The 15810-nt window shown below is 35.4% G+C and carries 14 protein-coding genes, 4 pseudogenes and 1 other annotated feature; of the genes and pseudogenes, 11 read left to right on the forward strand and 7 right to left on the reverse strand.

The features are described 5' to 3' along the window. Positions 1-63: 63 nt before the first annotated feature. The 3 genes and pseudogenes from AC5YDH_RS14095 to AC5YDH_RS14105 all read left to right on the forward strand — a co-directional run. Positions 64-693 (forward strand): annotated as a pseudogene (locus tag AC5YDH_RS14095) (IS6 family transposase); the annotation flags it as partial. A 600-nt stretch (positions 694-1293) separates the two neighbouring features. After that, positions 1294-1650 carry a type II toxin-antitoxin system RelE/ParE family toxin gene (locus tag AC5YDH_RS14100; RefSeq protein ID WP_000269911.1) on the forward strand — a complete coding sequence of 119 codons (357 nt, stop codon included), beginning with the start codon at positions 1294-1296 and terminating at the stop codon, positions 1648-1650. Further along, on the forward strand, positions 1643-1945 hold the full coding sequence (locus AC5YDH_RS14105; protein ID WP_001140620.1) for a helix-turn-helix domain-containing protein: 303 nt from the start codon (positions 1643-1645) through the stop codon (positions 1943-1945). Before AC5YDH_RS14100 ends, AC5YDH_RS14105 begins: the two co-directional genes overlap by 8 nt. A gap of 139 nt (positions 1946-2084) precedes the next feature. On the opposite strand, the gene AC5YDH_RS14110 is transcribed toward AC5YDH_RS14105, so the two are convergent. The 3 genes from AC5YDH_RS14110 to AC5YDH_RS14120 form a co-directional block, all read right to left on the reverse strand. Next, the gene (locus AC5YDH_RS14110) at positions 2085-3107 is read right to left on the reverse strand and encodes a retron St85 family RNA-directed DNA polymerase (protein ID WP_496120396.1); all 1023 of its coding nucleotides are present in this window, start codon (positions 3105-3107) and stop codon (positions 2085-2087) included. A gap of 235 nt (positions 3108-3342) precedes the next feature. Further along, positions 3343-3666, reverse strand: coding sequence for a hypothetical protein (locus tag AC5YDH_RS14115; RefSeq protein ID WP_496120398.1), 324 nt, complete (start codon positions 3664-3666; stop codon positions 3343-3345). Next, positions 3663-4535 carry a phosphoribosyltransferase-like protein gene (locus tag AC5YDH_RS14120; RefSeq protein ID WP_496120400.1) on the reverse strand — a complete coding sequence of 291 codons (873 nt, stop codon included), beginning with the start codon at positions 4533-4535 and terminating at the stop codon, positions 3663-3665. The genes AC5YDH_RS14115 and AC5YDH_RS14120 overlap by 4 nt, the downstream gene beginning before the upstream one ends. Before the next feature lie 251 nt (positions 4536-4786). Here AC5YDH_RS14120 and AC5YDH_RS14125 point away from each other — a divergent pair, with 251 nt between their 5' ends. Both AC5YDH_RS14125 and AC5YDH_RS14130 read left to right on the forward strand, forming a co-directional pair. Further along, on the forward strand, positions 4787-6112 hold the full coding sequence (locus AC5YDH_RS14125) for an ISNCY family transposase (RefSeq protein ID WP_496120402.1): 1326 nt from the start codon (positions 4787-4789) through the stop codon (positions 6110-6112). 147 nt (positions 6113-6259) lie between these two features. Then, positions 6260-6726: pseudogene (locus AC5YDH_RS14130) on the forward strand (helix-turn-helix domain-containing protein); the annotation flags it as partial. Between the two features lie 95 nt (positions 6727-6821). On the opposite strand, the gene AC5YDH_RS14135 reads toward AC5YDH_RS14130, so the two are convergent. Continuing rightward, positions 6822-7145, reverse strand: coding sequence for a helix-turn-helix domain-containing protein (locus AC5YDH_RS14135; RefSeq protein WP_496120404.1), 324 nt, complete (start codon positions 7143-7145; stop codon positions 6822-6824). 307 nt (positions 7146-7452) lie between these two features. Between AC5YDH_RS14135 and AC5YDH_RS14140 the strand changes: the two genes are divergently transcribed. From AC5YDH_RS14140 to AC5YDH_RS14150, 3 genes and pseudogenes are all read left to right on the forward strand, one after another. Then, positions 7453-7776 carry a hypothetical protein gene (locus AC5YDH_RS14140; RefSeq protein ID WP_253148911.1) on the forward strand — a complete coding sequence of 108 codons (324 nt, stop codon included), beginning with the start codon at positions 7453-7455 and terminating at the stop codon, positions 7774-7776. A 480-nt stretch (positions 7777-8256) separates the two neighbouring features. After that, entirely contained in the window at positions 8257-8625 is a 369-nt protein-coding gene (locus AC5YDH_RS14145; RefSeq protein WP_496120405.1) for an antitoxin Xre/MbcA/ParS toxin-binding domain-containing protein, read from the forward strand. 317 nt (positions 8626-8942) lie between these two features. Continuing rightward, positions 8943-9515, forward strand: a pseudogene (locus AC5YDH_RS14150) (DinB/UmuC family translesion DNA polymerase). Here the strand turns inward: AC5YDH_RS14150 and AC5YDH_RS14155 are convergent. Continuing rightward, a complete protein-coding gene (locus tag AC5YDH_RS14155) occupies positions 9486-9857 on the reverse strand; it encodes a hypothetical protein (RefSeq protein WP_496120407.1) in 372 nt (123 codons plus the stop codon). The pseudogene AC5YDH_RS14150 and the gene AC5YDH_RS14155 sit on opposite strands and share 30 nt — an antisense overlap. Before the next feature lie 203 nt (positions 9858-10060). Here AC5YDH_RS14155 and AC5YDH_RS14160 point away from each other — a divergent pair, with 203 nt between their 5' ends. The 3 genes and pseudogenes from AC5YDH_RS14160 to AC5YDH_RS14170 form a co-directional block, all read left to right on the forward strand. Next, complete coding sequence (locus tag AC5YDH_RS14160) at positions 10061-10459, forward strand: plasmid mobilization protein (RefSeq protein ID WP_496120409.1); 399 nt, start codon at positions 10061-10063, stop codon at positions 10457-10459. Beyond that, the gene (locus AC5YDH_RS14165; RefSeq protein ID WP_496120411.1) at positions 10456-13323 is read left to right on the forward strand and encodes a relaxase/mobilization nuclease domain-containing protein; all 2868 of its coding nucleotides are present in this window, start codon (positions 10456-10458) and stop codon (positions 13321-13323) included. Before AC5YDH_RS14160 ends, AC5YDH_RS14165 begins: the two co-directional genes overlap by 4 nt. A 176-nt stretch (positions 13324-13499) precedes the next feature. Beyond that, positions 13500-13959 (forward strand): annotated as a pseudogene (locus AC5YDH_RS14170) (IS3 family transposase); the annotation flags it as partial. After that, positions 13789-13905: a sequence feature (AL1L pseudoknot), on the forward strand. (Overlaps the previous pseudogene by 117 nt.) 52 nt (positions 13960-14011) lie before the next feature. On the opposite strand, the gene AC5YDH_RS14175 reads toward AC5YDH_RS14170, so the two are convergent. Further along, positions 14012-14716, reverse strand: a complete 705-nt coding sequence (locus AC5YDH_RS14175) for an IS6-like element IS1006 family transposase (protein ID WP_001067784.1) — start codon at positions 14714-14716, stop codon at positions 14012-14014. 326 nt (positions 14717-15042) lie between these two features. Next, a complete protein-coding gene (locus tag AC5YDH_RS14180) occupies positions 15043-15747 on the reverse strand; it encodes an IS6-like element IS1008 family transposase (RefSeq protein WP_496120262.1) in 705 nt (234 codons plus the stop codon). Positions 15748-15810: the final 63 nt, after the last annotated feature.

A 15810-nucleotide genomic window follows, 5' to 3' on the forward strand; every position in this document is an offset into this window, starting at 1 on the left:
GGCACTGTTGCAAATAGGCTGACATGATAAGCTAAATATCTTATTTATTTCGAGATACAGCAGATGAATCCCTTCCACGGTCGGCACTTTCAAGGTGAAATCATTCTTTGGGCTGTTCGTTGGTATTGTAAATATGGCATCAGCTATCGTGAACTTCAAGAAATGCTCGCTGAACGAGGCATAAATGTGGATCACAGTACAATTTATCGTTGGGTTCAGCGTTATGCTCCAGAAATGGAAAAACGGTTACGCTGGTATTGGCGTAATCCTACAGATTTACATTCATGGCATATGGATGAGACTTATATCAAAGTGAAGGGGCGATGGACTTACCTGTATCGTGCAGTTGATCAATGGGGTCATACGATTGACTTTTACCTTTCCGCTAGACGGAACAGTAAATCAGCCTATAGTTTTCTAGGAAAGATCTTCAATACGGTGAAAAAATGGCAAATTCCACGGGTCATCAATACAGATAAAGCAGCGACCTATGGCCATGCTTTATCACGATTAAAGCGAGAAGGAAAATGTCCAGTAGATATTGAGCACAGGCAGATTAAGTATAAAAATAATGTCATTGAATGTGATCATGGTAAGTTAAAGCGAATCATCAGGGCCACATTAGGATTCAAATCTATGAAGACTGCTTATGCCACAATTAAAGGTATTGAAGTCATGCGTGCACTACGTAGAAATCTGAATCCTGTGCTTGACTTGGAAGTGTCTGTATAGGACATTTCTATTTGGTTATTAGGTAGGACATTTCTACTTGGGAATAACAACACTTGTATATTAATTGAAATATCAACTACTTAATAAAACAAGAAAAATCCCAAAATGCCCAAAAAGCCGATTTTGAAACAATTCGGCTTTTTTATGAGTGGTTTTGATACTTCTCGCCAATAAAATTGATCAAAAATACATCAAAATAGATAAATACATAATCTTTATATGGGTTTAACATCGAAAATCATCCACAATTTCTGCGGATAAAACAGGGACAGTTTTTAGCCGGTCTTGTACGCATATGCTCACAACAATTCCGGCCCTTTGCGGCTGTCCAGGCTCCTGAAATTTTTTTATGATGGATTCATCAGGAACAGGAAGTTCTACACAATAATAAGAACAACGATACGCACAAGGACTGTAAGGTACGACAGGAGTTATACCGAGCGAACCCATACGAAAAACCCCGGCAGGATGCCGGGGTTTTTTATTGCCTATCATTTCTCATTTGCAAAACAAGCATAATCCTCCTAAAATATAGACTATAATCTATATTTTGGTTGTGGTATGTGGACAGTCATTACGACAGATCTATTTAATCAGTGGCTTGAACAGCAAGATGAATCTACACAAGAGAAGGTCCTAGCTGCCCTGGTCGTTCTACAGCAGCAGGGACCGAGTTTAGGCCGCCCTTTAGTAGATACTGTGTATGAGTCTAAATTTACCAATATGAAAGAACTGCGCGTTCAACACCGCGGTAGACCCTTAAGAGCTTTCTTCGCATTTGATCCCTTACGACAGGCTATTGTTCTATGTATTGCTGATAAAGGCGGTAAAAAGCGTTTTTATAAAGACATGCTGGATATTGCAGATGAACAATACCAACTTCATCTCACCACCCTAGGAGATAAATCTAATGGCTAAGACTCTGCAAGAATTGTTAGCTAGCCGCTCTCCAGAGAGCCAAGCCCGTATTCAAAAAATGGCAGATGAATTACTGCTAGAAAATCAGCTTCATCTTATTCGTGAAGAACTCGAAATTTCTCAAAAAGAGCTTGCTGAAACTTTGGGAATAAAACAACCATCGCTTTCAGCAATAGAAAATCGTGGCAATGATCTTAAGATTTCAACCATGAAAAAGTATGTTGAGGCAATGGGAGGGAAGCTCCGTATTGATGTAGAGCTTCCAACAGGAAAACATATAGGATTCAATGTTTAACAATAAAAATGGGAGCTAAAGGCTCCCATTTTTAGATTCGTATAACGCGTATTACGTTAATTTTAGGAAAATTTAAGAATAAAAATTTGAAAGAACCAGTTCATTCACAATTAAGATCATAACAATATATAACTAATTTTTACGTCAATATATTTTCTAGTTCTCTTTTATATTCCAAATATTCACTATTATTAGATTCTATGCTGAGTACAAAATTTACTTTACCTAATAACGAATAAATATAATTCGGATCTTTAATTCGTTTTTTAGAAACGTGCGAAACAATTCCAAATTTTCTTATGTAGTACAAATCTTTAGATAGTTCTCTTTTATATTTTTTGGGAACAAAAAGCATGCTATTTTTAATCTGTATACCTGTAATAATATTTTGATTAGCATTTATTTTTAATTTAGTTTTTTTACTATTTACCTTAAAGCCATATTTCTTGATCAAATGGATAACAAAATTTTTAAAATTTAAGGTAACTTCTGCTCCAGAAAAAACCATATCATCTGCGTATCTAGAATAAATTATATTGTTCTGAGTGGCATAATTTAATAGTCTTTTATCCAAAGCAAAAAAAACTAAATTTGATAAAGCTGGGCTTGTAGGAGCACCTTGACCTAGACAGTCTTGATAGCAACATAATTTTGCTAAATAAAAAGAAATTTTCTTAGAATAACCTAACTTATTGAAATAATTAACTATCCAAGATAAAGGAATTGATGGAAAAAAATTCTTAATATCTAATTGTAGAAAAACATTAGAATTCTTATGAAGATTTGCATTAGACTTAATTGATCTTTTTTTCACAAATCCATGAGCTGATTTATGTATATAGCCTTGTTTTAATATATTTTTATAAATCCATGTTTGAACTAATTTTAAAGATTTAAATGGAGTTGTAATAGTTCTATTTTTACCGTTTTTTTGGGCTATTTCGAAGGATCTATAAAACTTTTCAGAGCAAAATATCATAGAATACAATGTTGGTACATTGATACCGACTAACTTAGATAAATGTTCTATCTCAAATATAACAGGAACATTATTCTTACTAAGATTTTGGATAATATCTCTATATTCTTCAATATATTCATCTTTAATACCAATATCTTCGAAATACTCGACCCATTGATGAATAATTTTACTATTTGTCATATTAGACCTGTAAGGATTACCTTAAATTACTTGCTTTGTAAGAAAAGAAGTTTCTTTTGATTACGATCAAAAGAAATCTTATTTTCTTACCTCGAATCAGCGGTAGCTGTTCGGCCCTTACTATTCAATTTTTTCATTGAATAGTAAGGTCAAGGTCAAAGACCCGTAAACGTTAGAAGCGACTCGCTCCAAAATACTAATCCTTACAGGTTTTTGAATTATAAGCCATAGATATTTAAAGTAAACTTCTTTTAGGAATATAAAAATCACTAGGAAGTATCTTCTTTTCTGATAAAAAATTTTTAGGAATTTTATTTTTATTTTTCTTCTCATGATCTATCAATAGAAGAATATACTCGATACCTTTATCTAAAAGACGAACAAATAGCCCATCCACTTCTATATATTTTTCTTTCTCGAGTTCAAAAATCAAATTAAAAAAGATGTTAGAAGCAACTCCTATCCTCTTATTTGCTGTATAAGCCTGCAAAGTGTGATTAGATGCCGTTAATAAAATTTTTAGTAATTCATTTTTTAATTGGACATTCTTCATCATCATGCATCATCCATAGCTCTGTGTAATAGGACATCACGTACTGTATAATTAGAGTAATATTTCCACCAAAAAATAGGAAATACATTGTTAGGAGTATTTTTACTTTCTATAGATAAAGCAACTTGTAATTCCCCATATCCAAGGCTAGGAAGTGCTCTATAATTATGGGATTGCGATAATTTTCCCTCTATTGTTCTCATCATATCTTTTTTATTTTCTACCTGATTTTGATCATATATTTTTTCTAAAATATTATCTAAAACAACATAACTACATGAAAAATCTATATTATTATTTTTTACATTTTCATCACCAGTCTTACTAGAAATTAAAACTTTAACTAGTACATTAGGTATAGGTAAGTTAGATTCACTAAATAACTCTTTAATTCTCTTAACTCTATTAATTACTGTTTCGCCAGTACCAACAAAATTATCCACTAATATGATAGTGATACTTTGATCTCCCTTAGTTTTTCTAAACTCCTTATAAGCTTTTGGAGTTTGATCATAACGGTTAACAGATCTATATCCTGTCCATTCTAACTTTGATAACTCACCTTTTAAGTCATAAAGTACGCTTTGCCCACTATCAGCTGTTGAATCTGCTGACATAGCAGTAATAAAAGTTAATTCTGGTTCAACTCCACAGGTGGCAATATCTAGTGCTAAATTACTTATACCGTCATTATATTCCTGAATAGTTATATGCCTAAGATTGTCTAAAATATCAATAATTAGTTGAGCTTGTTCCTCAGTTTCACAATCTTCAAATAACAGTGTACCTAAAGCAGTCGTTTTAGGCTTTAACCAAGGATACTTAAATGCTAATTGAAAAATTTTTTCAAAAGCTTTCTTTGGCATATTGCCCATTTACGAAATTTTCCGCCTATTTTTTAGTATCTTATAATATATTAGACTCTTATATTACAACCTAGAAATTTTCTACATATTTTTTAATACCTTATATCTAAAAAATTTTATATTTAACATAAAATCTCTTATGCGAATCCAAAATGTAAGCCCAAAATAGAAATGTCCGGTTTCTCCAAAGTAAAAATGTCCGCTTTTAGAATATGCACTTTTGCAATTTCCTTAGCGGACGGTTTGATATGTTGGTGTCTATGTCGGATAAAGAACTTAAACGATTGTCGGTCTTGCAGGAAATCTGTGATCAACGCATAACTCAATCCAAGGCTGCTCAGCTACTTCATATCTCAGAACGTCAGATCAGACGCTTACTGCAGAAATACAAAGCTCAAGGTCCCGCTGCATTAGCCCATGCCGGTCGTGGCCAAATCAGCAATTCCAAACTTCCTGAAGAAGTCAGACTCAAGTGCCTTAATATTGTTTCTGACCAACTCCATGGTTTTGGACCCACTTTAGCGCATGAAAAGCTCACCACCGTACATGGATTCGATCTTTCAGTGGAAACCCTGCGTTCTTGGATGATTGCAGCTGACTTATGGATTCCTCGATCCAAGCGCCTGAAACGCCCATATCAGCCTCGTTACAACCGGGATTGCTTTGGTGAGCTGATCCAGATCGACGGTTCACACCATGACTGGTTTGAAGGACGAGCACCTAAATGCTGTCTACTGGTGTTTATCGATGATGCGACAGGAAAATTGCAGCATTTACGCTTCTGTGCGTCAGAGTCAGCCTTTGACTATATGATTTCGACACGTTTGTATGTTGAACAGCATGGTAAGCCATTGGCATTTTACAGTGACAAACATTCAGTTTTTAGGGTGAATCAAAGCAGTAAGAAAGACACCAAGATTACCCAATTTGGACGTGTCCTGAGCACTCTCAATATCGATATCATTTTCGCTAACTCCCCTCAAGCCAAAGGCCGTGTAGAACGCGCCAATAGAACGCTTCAGGACCGTCTGATCAAAGAGATGCGTCTGGAAGGCATCAGTTCGATTGCAGATGCCAATAAGTGGTTGCCCTGCTTTATTGAGCAATTTAATCGTAAATTTGCCAAGATGGCCTTTAATCCTAAGGATCTACACCGGACTGTCACTGAAACAGCTGAAGAATTAGATGATATTTTTACCTGGCGTGAACCTCGCAGAGTTACAAACAGCCTGACGATTACATATGATAAATGCGTATATCTCCTGGAGAATACAGAAGAAAATCAGAGGCTGATCGGCAAGTATATTGAGTTTCTGGAATACCCGGATGGTACAGTTGCAATTGAATATCAGGGAAGAAAAATCAATTACAGCATCTTCGATAAATTAAGTCAGCTGAACCAGCGAGAGATTGTTGAGAATAAACGGTTAGGTGCCGTTCTCAGTCATATTCAACAACAGCACGAAGAATTAGAACAACAAAACAAACGTAATCGTTCTCAAAAGATGCCAAGCAGACGTGCACAGAAAACAGTAATCAAAGAACGAAATCTGAATCCTGTGCTTGACTTGGAAGTGTCTGTATAGGACATTTCTATTTGGTTATTAGGTAGGACATTTCTACTTGGGAATAACACAAAATGTTAGAACCCATTTAAAGTGTCTATATTCTCACCAATAAAAATGTCTGGTTTATGATGGTTTTTATCAGCATGGACTGGATATAAAATATAGATGCTGATCACTATGTCTGATAAAGAAATTCAACGTCTTGCAGTTCTGCAAGACGTTAGAGATCATCGTATTACCCAGGTCCGTGCTGCTGAAATCCTGAATCTTTCCACCCGTCAAATTACCCGGTTATTGCAGAAGCTCAATCAAGATGGTGTCTCAGGTATGGCACATGCCAGTCGTGGTCAACCGGGTCATCGTCGCCATGACGTCCTGTTAAAATCAAAGTGCCTTTCCATTATTTCTGACCAACTGCATGGTTTCGGACCCACTTTAGCGTATGAAAAGCTCACCACCATGCGTGGATTCGATTTTTCAGTAGAAACCCTACGTTTCATGATTGCGGCTGACTTGCAGATTTCACGATCCAAATGCCTGAAACGCCCATATCAGCTACGCTATAATAGTGAGTGCTTTTTTGAGCTAATTCGTATCATGACTGCTTTGAAGGTCAAACCGCTAAATGCTGCTGCTAAATTTCTAAGATAGTGGGAACCCCTCCACCCTGACTATTGTCATATTGATCTTAAGGAGAGACGTGGTGATACAGTTTTGATATAAAATTTTAGTTTTGCAACGACAAGATGAATTTTTCAATCATTTGTCTTTCTGATTCAGGTAATGCTTGAATAGATTTTGTAATTGGATCGCTACTTAAATGAGTATATTGATCTACACATCCTAATAAATAATCAGCAGATATATTCAGTACAACAACTAACTTATAAAAATTTTCTAACGATGGTTTACGAGAACCAGCCTCAAAATGTGCAATTGATGTAGATGGTATGCCTGATTTTTCCGCCAATTCATGCTGTGTCATTTTTCTCATTTTTCTGATTTCTTTTAGTCTTAGACAAAACAAATCAACATCCATTTCAAGCATCATAATAAAACACCATAATTCGACAATAATAACTTGACTAAATAGGCAAGTTTACATATAAATATTAGTAGTATTTTATTGTCTATTTCGACAAAAAACATCTTTTTAAAATCAAGGAGGGAAATTAGATGATCAATATTGTATGTGCATGAGTGACCTATCTAGACAATAGGACACCCATGCTTTTCATTCCAAACTAAGGAAATGAAAGATTGTAAAATTTCGACGTTTTACCTTTGCATTCTTTCATAACAAATAATTTAAGTAAATTTTTCTTTTAAGAAAAATCTATTCACTTAAAGGCTCGATTATGAATAATTCCTCTCATGTAGTTCTTAAATCAATTAGATCTGAAATCCGCAATCTTAATGTACGGACCATTTCAAAAATAGTTGCTTCTAAAATTATCGAAACTACGGCCCTGCAATTACTATTTGAACCAGGCTTTTGCAAACAGCTTAACGTTGCACGCCATCTCACGACATATGAAGCTGTTGCATATTTTGTTGATAATCAATTTTTTGAAGAATATGGATTTCAGCAAGTATCTTTAATTAGTTTACAGAATATATATGATCAATTTTTAACCAATTTCTATGATCATCTGACGAACACGCCTTATTATCATATGTGATAGATGGCTCTTAACCTTAATTAAGTCCTCACATAAAAATGAGTGCGGACTTAATTCATGGCTATAAATTGTGTTCTATAGCAACGCAAGTTGCTAAAAAATGGAAAACTTGGCAAAACTTAAACTCAGTATTACAAATATCTGCAAAAAAACCATCACTTTAATTCTTTTTATTGGTTTTATTCCACGTTACTTACCGGGAGAACAACCATTGTATTTTTGACATCTTTTATGGTGTTTTTTGATCAATAAATTGTTTAGCCATATTGCTGAAAAGGGAAACAAAAAAACTCTGATTGCGGAACAACCCATAGTTGGTAAAGTTTTCTATTCAGAAAACTTTTCAATTTACTCAATGAAGACCATAAAAAAACGTGGACCCTAAATCCGTCCTGTTCATGGGACTGATAGAACAAATTTTAAAATACTTTTTTTCAGGTAATGTGAAAAAGAAATATTTCTTATATTGAAGGCATACTCATGAATCCACTTTCACAACCTATAAATAGATCTAGACTTTTAGCTAAAACTTCATGGAAAGCGGCTCAGCAGCTTGGGCTAAAACCAGAACAATTTGTAAGAATTCTGCATCTTGAATGCGTTGATATGGTTTTATCTGATTCAAGTCTAATGCTAGATCCTAACTCTAAACAAGTAGAAATAGCATTAATCCTCATTCGGATTTACAAGGCTCTATATCATCTGAATGGTGGTGATATCAAGTGGATGCACCATTTTCTCAACTCGCCCAATCTATTGACTGGAGGAATTCCTATAGAACAACTGGAAAGTATGAGTGGGCTGCTTTCCGTACTCAATACTGTAGAATCTCTTCAGTATAAGGTTTAGATACCTCAATTCCTATAAAGCTAGCGGTCCATAAAAATATCTTCAGGAGGTACTTTTGAACAAAAAAATTATAGCTATAAAGTGATGTGATCCGAAGAAACACTCAAATATGTGGGTTATTACCTTGAGCAGCCTTCCCTTTTATATGTCGAAGCAGATCTAATGGAGGCATTAAAAGGAATTACAAAAGTCGTGAATACGTATAATTCTAAAGCTTCAAAGTTTCCTTAAGAAGCAGCTTTATTGCAGGATCTAAATCTTTCTAATACACATTCGGAGCTACTTGGTATGCAGCTACTCAAGCCCCGAGAAAACAAATTTTTGCGAGTCGTTCCTTTGGTCAAAGGATTTACCATATGGACGCTCTGAAAGAAGCAATGGCGTTCTATGTACAAGATGCGGTATCTCGGCTAAGAGGTGAAAGATTGTTGTGTGGTTACATGATTGGTTTCGTACAATCCAGTTAATACAGATAAATATTTCCATATTACAGTAAGTCTGCAGCGCTCACTTTGCCAGAGCCAACCGACAATGTATTAACGCTGTGCAAGATCGCCACTGAGATGATAGATGACTTATATCAGAAAGATATTGGCTTCAAGAAGTGTGGCGTGATACTGACTTGTCTTGAGCCTAAAGCCAAGCATACTTATGATTTGTTCACAGATATGAAGCGGGTTGGTTTAGACAATATCTTCATGGATTATGGTAGGTTCGGCAAAGCCAAGCTTTCACTCGGTACAAGTATGTTACCGAACAGAGCCTGGAATATGTCTAGAATTAAGCTGACACAGAATTATTTCAGTTGGGATCAATTGCTTTGTGTGAAGCAATTTTTATTGATTACTTCACACCATAATTTATTTTTTCTTCTTGAAAAACTCTTTTAAAGTTTCCTCAGTAATACCCACAAAATTGTTTATTTTTAGAAAGTCTAGTATTTCTCCGGTTGTTGCACCAAGACCAAAGAGTTGAAGTAAAGTTTTCTTATGCTGAGTAAGCAATTGATTCCGTGTAATGGTCTTTTCATTCAATTCTTTTATATAACAAAGAAGAATGTTTTCAAAGTTTTTAGAATCATTTTTGCTATATATTTTTTGATTCTTCTCAACAAGTTTTGAATGCTTTTCTTCTTTTTGAACTTTATCTTCAAAAGAATTATCTGTTGAAAATTTAAGACTTTTGTCATCCTGATTTTCACTATCGAATTTTAAAATACTCTGATCTTGCATTAAATTTTTTTCCTGAAAATAAATTTACAAGATCATTATTCGAAATATCTACTTTGAGAAAAATGGCAAAATATGACCCTTTTTTGATTTTTAAATTACTGAAAAATGTAACTTTTTGTGCTAAGAAAAAAAAGAAAAAACAAGTATGATTTTCATAATCTTCAGCTCATTCATTCACCGCTAAAAATATACAGGATGGGACGATGTATATCACATCGTCCAGATTCACAAATCTCGAGCTCGCTCCGCTCGGTCTCAATTTGCATACAGTAGAAAAAATGAAAGACAAAGCATTAAGAAAAAAACAAATCATTATTCGCATTACAGAAGATGAATATCAACAGATGAAGAATGCCTATGAGACGTTGCATATGAGTCAATCGGACTATATACGCTTGAAAATTTTCACTGATGCTCAACCCAAGTTTTTAGATCAACGAAACATTCATGCTGTGAGAGTCCTCGGAATTATGCTGACAAAAATTTTGGAAAAACTCAAAGATACACGACTCATTTTGAATGAATTAGAGGAAATAGAACAGCTCATCACTGAGATCAAAATGACTGTACGTAAACTCAATGATAGATTGGATAAAGTATGATTATTAAAGTCATTCCGAATATGATCGGGTCTTCAGTAGAAGAACGGGTGACTGGATTATCGGATTATATTCACCATCCGAAGCAGACACGTGCTCACCATTTGTCTGAATATATTCATCAGCTTCATCCTGGTTTTGATGAAAATTTACTCTCTGAAAAATGTGTCTATTCAAACTCGAGAAATTTTTTAGATGATGATCCTCACTATCAAAAAATAGAAATGTCACAAACGGCCAGTTTGAACTCTCGTGTGATTGACCCAATCGTACATATGGTCGGAAGTTTTAAAAAACTTGAAGTTCCAACCACTGAACAATTAGAAGAACAAATTGATATTTTGGTGAAGCATCTGGGTGCAGAAGAACTGCAAATGCAATATGCAATGCATATAGATACAGACAACGTGCACTTTCATTTAATCGTCAATAAAGTTCATCCCTACAAAAAAAATAAACACAGTGAAAATGAAGCTATCGATTTAGGAGGTGGTTGGATTTATAATGCTGTACATCGAGCTGCTGCAGAAATTGAAGCCAAACAGGGCTGGGAACCAGAGCCTAATCCAATGTTTATCTATAAGCATGACACGGGACAATGTGAAAAAAATCCAGATTATTTACCTCAGCCTGATGCTGAAAAAATTTATTCAAAAATTAGAGATCAAGAATATCGACATCAACAAAAAAGTCGAATAAGTAGTGAAATCGCAGAGTCAACAAACTATCAATACGATATTGAACGTGATATTCAGCAGGTAATGAGCAGTGCTAAAAACTGGCAAGACTGGCACCAACGATTAGCCAAAATTGGAATTTTGTATGAAAAAAAACGCAGTGGTAGTATTTTTAAAATTCAGACAAATGAAAAACGAACACTCACCTTTAAAGCCTCTTTATTTTGTAATAAACAAGTCACTCTAAAAAGCTTAGAAAAACAATGGGGGGATTTTACTCATCATGATGTCGATCACAAAATAATTCCTCTGATCAAATTAAGCAATACTGTTCAGCACGTGCAATTAGCAAAAGCAACGCTACATTCTTACCATTTATTTAAAAATGAAGATTTTCTAGTTAAAGATCTTCATGACGTTTATCTAAAACTAAAAGTAGAAAAAGATTCAATCAGTAAAAATCGTAAAAATGAATATCAAGAAATTGTATTTGAAAATGAAATTTATAAGCACAATAAAAATTATTTTTTAAAACAATGGCAGCAGAAATTTCCAGAGCAATCATCTGATGTCATTTCTACTCTGCTGCATTACCAGCACTATGCTGATCAAATAAATTCAAGAGTATTACAAAGAGAAGAATATAACGATCAACATAAAAGCTTGAGTAAAGAGACATCTGAAGCACTACAAAAAAACTTTTCACTTTCTCCAAATTTTGATTCCTCGAAAATAACGTCTTACGCAGATTTTTTAAAACTTTTTCCCCTCTCACATCACTTGCTTATGCAACAACAATTTTTATTTGATCAGCGTCAATCTAAAAATTTTATTTGCCAAGATAACCCTAAGATTGAAAAAGCAAAAATCCTCTTTGATCAGAATGAACCGATAGCCATTCAAAATAGATATGGGATCCTAGTGTTCAGTAATTATTCCGTGACCCGACTACAACAATGTATAAAAGCACTTGATTCTAAAAAGAAAGGAACGCTCAGGGGTACGTCGGAATTTAAAGAATTGTTCCACGCCACTGTAAAAGATCTCAAAGAAAAAGAACAGATTATCGACACAAACCATGAGAGAGTATTACCAAGTTTCGAACGTCTTTCTCAAAACAATATCGAGTCGTGTTTTACTGAACTCTTTAAAAAATTTAGATCCACGCACACAAATCAAAGTACAGCCATTATTAAAACTTGTTTGCTCTTAAATTGTTGCGGTTTACCAATGGAGTCACTGCAATCAACATTAAAAAAATGTGTTGATGAAAAGAAATTGCCTGATATTAATAAGCAAGATCAGGATCTCCTCATGCTTAGGATCCAAAATCTGATTTATACTCAGCATAAAGAACTAAATAAGCAATATTTCAATTCATCTGAGATTGAACAATGTTGGCAACTTTATTTTAATCTACATATTTCTCCACTCAAGCAGCCAAAAGAACAGAAGCACAACTCTCAGTCTTCATCTTCAACACTAGAATTAGAGCTCGTGCCTAAGGTTGAGAAAAAAAGAACAATCAAACTTCCTGAAAATTTAGCTGAATCTGAGTTTGAGCAAATGCTGCAATACTTTGAATACACTCGAAGACTCAAGCTTCAGAAAAAACAAGAAGGAGAACGCTTGAATACATTAGAATCTTCAAAGAAAATGTCTATACCTCATCAGCAATCCCAAATGACATCTCTTTTTAGAAAAGACTATGTAATCGAATACAAATTTGGACAAAAATTTTATCTGGACCAAAAAAAAGTTGCATTTTTTGAAACGGAAAACACATCAGAAATTACAGTTGTTAGTCATCAACATGAGTATATCCGTGATGCCTTATTCCTAGCGAGAGCAAAGTTTGGTGTTGTTTTAGTTTTTGGAACAGATGAGTTTAAAAAGCAAGTACAACAAATTGCTGATTCAGAGGATATCAAAATTAAATTTGAAACTACCCTTCAGCAAAAAGTGAATACGTCAATTGAAAATAGTCCAGCTGTTGATTCGGCTGCTAAAAATGACAGTGCTTCACCAAAATCTCCAATGAAAGGATTAAGTTTAGAACCTAAAGATCCTAGTATATTAAATAAGGAAGATAGAGCTGATAATTTCTATAAAAATCAATCGGAGCAATCAAGTGGCAGTCGCAAAGAGTCCACGCCAGAAAATAGTTACGATTACGGACCTAGTTTTTAAGACAATTGCCTAATCAGTTTTTTATGAAATTTGGATTATGGTTTATAAAAATAGCCTAAGAATTATACTTAGGCTATCTCATAAGAAAACTCAGGAAAATGCTTAAGAAATTCGATATTAAATGGATGAACCGTACCGGGTTTGTCGGAGACCAAGCTTTCTGAGAGAATGTCCCGATGAAAAAAGTAAAATATACCCCTGAAATCAGAGAAAGAGCTGTTCAATTATTGATTGAATCCGAGAAAGATTATCCATCGAATTGGGCTGCGATCACCGCTATTGCTCCCTGAGCAGTATACTGCGCAAGGGTTGTACTCCTGAAACACTACGTGTTTGGTATCAAAAATATTTAGATAAACAAAATCCAGTTAAAGTACAGCAGCTTTCAGACCAAGAACGTATCAAACAACTGGAACGCGAAAATAAAGAACTGCAACGCGCCAATGAAATTCTACGTAAAGCAGCCGCTTTTTTCGCCCAGGCGGAGCTCGACCGCCCACACAAATAATGGTGGATTTTATCCATAACAATAAGGCGTTATATGGTGTTGAGGCGATTTGTAGAATTTTACCGATCGCACCTTCAACCTATTACCGGACTCTAGATCTCTGTGAAAATCCAGAACATCGAGCAAAGGGCACTGTTGCAAATAGAGATTTGAGTCGATGATGTTCCCTTTAAAAAGTACTTAGAGACCGAAAACCCTGTTGATTAGACACACTTCACCCTGAGGCTGACCATAATAAAATGACGATGCTTGTCCTTTACGTAGTGCACGCATGACTTCAATACCTTTAATTGTGGCATAAGCCGTCTTCATAGATTTGAATCCTAATGTGGCCCTGATGATCCGCTTTAGCTTGCCATGATCACATTCAATCACGTTATTTTTATACTTAATCTGCCTGTGCTCAAGGTCTGGTGGACATTTACCTTCCCGTTTTAACCGTGATAAAGCACGTCCATATGTGGGTGCTTTATCCGTGTTGATCACTTGTGGAATTTGCCACTTCTTCACATTATTTAAAATTTTTCCAAGAAAACAATATGCTGATTTGGTATTACGTCTAGAAGAAAGATAAAAATCAATGGTATCGCCACGTTGATCGACTGCACGATACAGATAAGACCATCGTCCATTCACTTTTACATAGGTTTCATCAATATGCCACGAGCTCAGATCTGTAGGATTACGCCAATACCAGCGTAAACGTTTTTCTATTTCAGGAGCATAACGTTGAACCCAACGGTAAATAGTCGTGTGATCAACATTCACACCCCGTTCGGCCAGCATTTCCTGCAGTTCACGATAGCTAATGCCATATTTACAATACCAGCGCACAGCCCAAAGAATGATTTCGCCCTGAAAATGCCGACCATGGAAAGGATTCATATGCTGCACCTTTAGCTAAAACAGTCTTCAGCTTACCATTCGTGGTTATTTGCAACAGTGCCCTTAGAACTAAATAAATTATAACAGCCATAAAAATTTAATCACATGCAGAAAGTAGCCGTTTCCGCTTCTTTGCGACTTCACATGACGCAAGCCGTCTTATTGTCAACGGCATTCTAAAATTGACCCCTTTTACCTTACAAATGGCAAAGTAAAATTGACCCCTGAAATCAGAGAAAGAGCGGTTCAATTACTAATTGAATCTGAAAAAGATGGCACTGTTGCAAATAGTGATTTGAGTCGATGATGTTCCCTTTAAAAAGTGCTTAGAGACCGAAAACCCTGTTGATTAGACACACTTCACCCTGAGGCTGACCATAATAAAATGACGATGCTTGTCCTTTACGTAGTGCACGCATGACTTCAATACCTTTAATTGTGGCATAAGCAGTCTTCATAGATTTGAATCCTAATGTGGCCCTGATGATTCGCTTTAACTTACCATGATCACATTCAATGACATTATTTTTATACTTAATCTGCCTGTGCTCAATATCTACTGGACATTTTCCTTCTCGCTTTAATCGTGATAAAGCATGGCCATAGGTCGCTGCTTTATCTGTATTGATGACCCGTGGAATTTGCCATTTTTTCACCGTATTGAAGATCTTTCCTAGAAAACTATAGGCTGATTTACTGTTCCGTCTAGCGGAAAGGTAAAAGTCAATCGTATGACCCCATTGATCAACTGCACGATACAGGTAAGTCCATCGCCCCTTCACTTTGATATAAGTCTCATCCATATGCCATGAATGTAAATCTGTAGGATTACGCCAATACCAGCGTAACCGTTTTTCCATTTCTGGAGCATAACGCTGAACCCAACGATAAATTGTACTGTGATCCACATTTATGCCTCGTTCAGCGAGCATTTCTTGAAGTTCACGATAGCTGATGCCATATTTACAATACCAACGAACAGCCCAAAGAATGATTTCACCTTGAAAGTGCCGACCGTGGAAGGGATTCATCTGCTGTATCTCGAAATAAATAAGATATTTAGCTTATCATGTCAGCCTATTTGCAACAGTGCC

This window comes from Acinetobacter sp. FY683 (assembly GCF_059515885.1).